At 57.2% G+C, this 3,597-nt stretch carries 3 protein-coding genes and 2 pseudogenes; 2 read left to right on the plus strand and 3 right to left on the minus strand.

The genetic code is table 11. The annotated features are described in order from the left end of the window. Window positions 1-620 (minus strand): transposase (locus ACG02S_RS26125; protein ID WP_394473429.1); only part of this gene is annotated, 620 nt, incomplete at its 3' end. A gap of 126 nt (window positions 621-746) precedes the next feature. Then, window positions 747-1,178: pseudogene (locus tag ACG02S_RS26130) on the minus strand (IS3-like element ISAzo10 family transposase); the annotation flags it as partial. A gap of 190 nt (window positions 1,179-1,368) precedes the next feature. Between ACG02S_RS26130 and ACG02S_RS26135 the strand changes: the two are divergent. Both ACG02S_RS26135 and ACG02S_RS26140 read left to right on the plus strand, forming a co-directional pair. Then, on the plus strand, window positions 1,369-2,214 hold the full coding sequence (locus ACG02S_RS26135) for a hypothetical protein (RefSeq protein ID WP_394473430.1): 846 nt from the start codon (window positions 1,369-1,371) through the stop codon (window positions 2,212-2,214). After that, the gene (locus ACG02S_RS26140) at window positions 2,214-3,110 is read left to right on the plus strand and encodes a hypothetical protein (protein ID WP_394473431.1); all 897 of its coding nucleotides are present in this window, start codon (window positions 2,214-2,216) and stop codon (window positions 3,108-3,110) included. Before ACG02S_RS26135 ends, ACG02S_RS26140 begins: the two co-directional genes overlap by 1 nt. Before the next feature lie 98 nt (window positions 3,111-3,208). On the opposite strand, the pseudogene ACG02S_RS26145 reads toward ACG02S_RS26140, so the two are convergent. Continuing rightward, window positions 3,209-3,597: pseudogene (locus tag ACG02S_RS26145) on the minus strand (hypothetical protein); the annotation flags it as partial.

Here is a 3,597-nt window from a genome sequence, read left to right on the forward strand (position 1 = left end):
TGCGTCATCTTGAGCTTCAGGCCCACCCGCTTGGCCAGGCGGGCGATCTTGGCCCGCGCGACTTCCAGCAACCGGCTGTCGGTCGGATGGGCAATGGCCTTCTCCTGGACCGTGGTGTCGACCGTCACGCGCTCCAGCTCGACGGGCTTGACCGCCTTCATCGCGACCGCCGCTTCGATGGTGGTCTTGAGCAACTGCTCCACGCCGGCTTCGCCCAGCACGCGACGGAAGCGCCCGATCTGTGTGGCGTCGCAAGGCAGCTTGCTCTGGTAGTACTCCATCCCGCTGAAGAGCTGCCAGACGACATTCTCTGACCAGCGCTCGACCACAGACTCGTCACTCTCGTTGAAGGCGTGCTTGAGGTACAGCAGCGCGACCATCAACCGGATCGGCAGGCGCGGGCGGCCCGCACGGCTGACGCCGCCGGCGGCCACCACCAGCGTGGGGCCGAACATGTCCGCGTCCTCGCGGGACTTGCCCATCCTGGCCTTGCGGGCGAACAGCGGCGCCAGCGACGCTTCAATCTGCGACCAGGGCATACGCCGGCCAAGAACCGCGAGCGGGTGGCGGGGATCCACCATGCCGTCCAACCGTGCGCGGAAGAAGTCGTCGGTCGCCATCGCCAGTTCTCCAGAACTCCCAGAAATCAATAGCTATTGCATTTGATTCTGGGAGTTCCGACCATCGGCATTCACCCCGCATCGCTAGTGTTCATGCGGGTTCCAAGCGTTTTGCAGGGCCGACTACGTCATGTCCCAGCACCAGACTTCGCCCGGTGCGGTGGCGATGTGCGTCGTCGGCGGCCGCGCGGGTCGAGGCGATTTGGCACGCCCACGTCGTGCGGCTTGACCGTGTTCGCGCAGCACACGCGAGAAGGTCGATTCGCTGGCGATGTACACGCCTTCGTCGGCCAGCATGGGCACGATGCGCGCAGGGGGCAGGTCGGCGAAGCGCGGCTCGTTGGCCACGCGCAGAACCTGCTCGCGCTCAGCCTCAGTCAGTGCATGCGAAGCAACTGGCCGCACGGCTTGCGGTCGCGCGTCTCCCGTCACGAGACCTGCTCATGCATTCCAACGCTGCAGCGTTCGCACATCGATCCCAGCGGTCTCGCACGCCAGGCGCAGTCGAGCGCCATCGCGGTGCGCTTCGATGATGTTACGGACCAGAGTCTGGCGATCTGCTTGACGAAGGCCTGCATTCTGATTGTTGGGTTCCACACGAAACGACGAGGGGCCGCTAGCTATGCCCCTCTTTTCAGCGTCTGGAAACTACCAAACGTGAAAATTCACTGCGAAGACGAGGGTTTACGTGACATGGCCGCGCTGTTCGTGAGAAGCGATGATTTCTGTATCTTTACTGGAGAAACTTATGAACTACGTAGGCATTCTTCTCTCAACCCTATTGGTACTCGGTTCTTCTCTCGCTGTGGCGAAAGGGGCACCTCTTGCGCCAGAGCCGGCAGCGACTACCCGTACACTGAAGCTAACCCTATCGCCGAATCCAGACGTCCGTGCATTGCAGCTTAGAGTCGCTAAACAAGCCCTAAAGGAAATGCAACGGCGCCGCACGCCCGCAGGGGATGGGCAAGTCACAACTGATAATTACTATGGCGATTGCGGAGAATTTCAACCAGACGCGTGGGCTTGCGGCGGCGACAGTTGGACACGTTTTGAGATATACAGCAGTTGGGATTTCGGAGGAGGTGGAGGATGGGACGGCGCTGGTGGCGGTAACGTTTTATCTACCGTAGTCATCGAAGGCAATTGCACCGTAACGTTTACAACAACGTGGGGGAACTCCAACGGAGGGTGCGAGGAAGTTGTAGGCATGCTGGGGCGATTGTTGCCTAGCTCGTATCAGCATATAGTTACCAACTCATTGGTTGAAACAATAACCGATCTCGGCGCAGAGCTGTACGACATCCCGTTTCCATTGCTTCAGAAGTGCGCAAAAATCTTTCCTGGATCTACCATTACCCCAGATGGCGATAAGAGCATCGGTCTTGTTTTTGCGCGTGATGCGATAATTCTCGCCTACCAAGGTAACCTGAGCGCGCTCCGGCTTGGCGCGCGAGTAGATGTAAAATATCCCTCCGGTTTTGTTAAGCGGTTCATGTTTGGCAGCGCCGTCGGCAACAATCCCACCCCCGCCTCGCTTCCTCTATGGCCGCTGAACGATCCGGCGCCCGCAGATACGCCCTGCAGCACTCAATAATGAAAATCTGGTTGGGCTTAGCGAGCGGAGTCGCGCTTATTCTGAGCGGCTATTTCGTTTGGTGCAGCTTCAGTGAAGTGGAATCGACACCGCCCCCATCTCCGCCGGCGAAAAGTCGGCAACCCAGTTCTTCAGATGGAACGCGCGACATTCAACTTCAGTCTGCTAATTCTGTTTCTCCGCAGGTTTCTGATAGTAGTGCGCACTCGATCGATCGATCCCCTTATACTGAGAAGAATCTGTACCCTTTCTTGGTAAAAGTGCAAACTCAGAAAACTCCTGGCGCATGGGGGGCAGGCCGCGAATTGTTACGTGCATGTATTGTCGCAGATCTTGCTAGACATCGGTTTGGCGGTTCAGTTAATGCATCGGATACCGCGTTGCGACTTCAGGCTCGCGAGGAAGTGCAACGGCGATGCGGTGAAACTCAAGCCCTCGTTAATTATGTGAACCAGTTCGCACCTGCAGCGGATGATTTGTCAGCTCAGCGTTTTTTTTCTGCGGTAGAAACGTTGCAGGATATTTACGTGCATCGTAACGCCGCGAAAATTCGAGCTGCTCTTGAAGAGTTGGCTAGCCAAGGCCGAATGGAAGCTGCAGAGAGTTTCCTATATCAGATGAATAGCTGGAACGGTGTATCTTGGAAGAACGAGATCGGAAATTTTGCCATCGTTGTCAGTGCGGCAGTTGAACTGGCAGGCGCCAGCCCAGGTCGAGAGAGGGAAGACATTCGACTTTTGTCGCGATGTCTGTCTGAAGGGCGTTGTGATTACACATATGGTGCCCTTCCAGACACGGTATCTAGTTTAGACCGTGCACGAATGGAGAAAACGGTAATTGAAATTGCCGGCGCTCTCCGCTCCGGGGATGTAAAGCGAATTCTTGGAGAGCCATAATTGGTTGACCAATTTAGATCGAGTTAGTTCAAGCGACACCAAATGTCAAGACCCGCCTGTTTGTACACCGCGCGCTTGAACAAATGGGGCTTGGCGACCTACCTGTCAAGACCCGCCTGTTTGTATACAGCGCGCTTGAACAAATGGGGCTTGGCGATCTGCCAAGCTTGAAGGGCTTGCACGGGTGAGCGGTGGTCGAGCGAGCGTTGTGGGATGTGATGGTTGTAGGTCTTGCAATACGCTGTGAGCGTGGCTTCCCAGTCGGCACCCGAATTGCGTATTCCACTGATCGCGCACAGTGTTCCACGCGATCGGACACCCTGAGTGGGGTTTCTGAGTGACACGCCGGTTGGTAGGTAGGTGTCAAGACCCGCCTGTTTGTATACAGCGCGCTTGAACAAATGGGGCTTGGCGACCTGCCAAGCTTGAAGGGCTTGCACGGGTGAGCGGTGGTCGAGCGAGCGTTGCGGGATGTGGTGGTTGTAGG

Source organism: Pelomonas dachongensis (assembly GCF_043555865.1).
Taxonomy (GTDB): domain Bacteria; phylum Pseudomonadota; class Gammaproteobacteria; order Burkholderiales; family Burkholderiaceae_C; genus Pelomonas; species Pelomonas dachongensis.

Bases quoted from the DNA above. Each gene is read 5' to 3' on its own strand.
- ACG02S_RS26140 (WP_394473431.1), top strand. From the start codon at position 2,214: ATGAAAATCTGGTTGGGCTTAGCGAGCGGAGTCGCGCTTATTCTGAGC.
- ACG02S_RS26135 (WP_394473430.1), top strand. From the start codon at position 1,369: ATGAACTACGTAGGCATTCTTCTCTCAACCCTATTGGTACTCGGTTCT.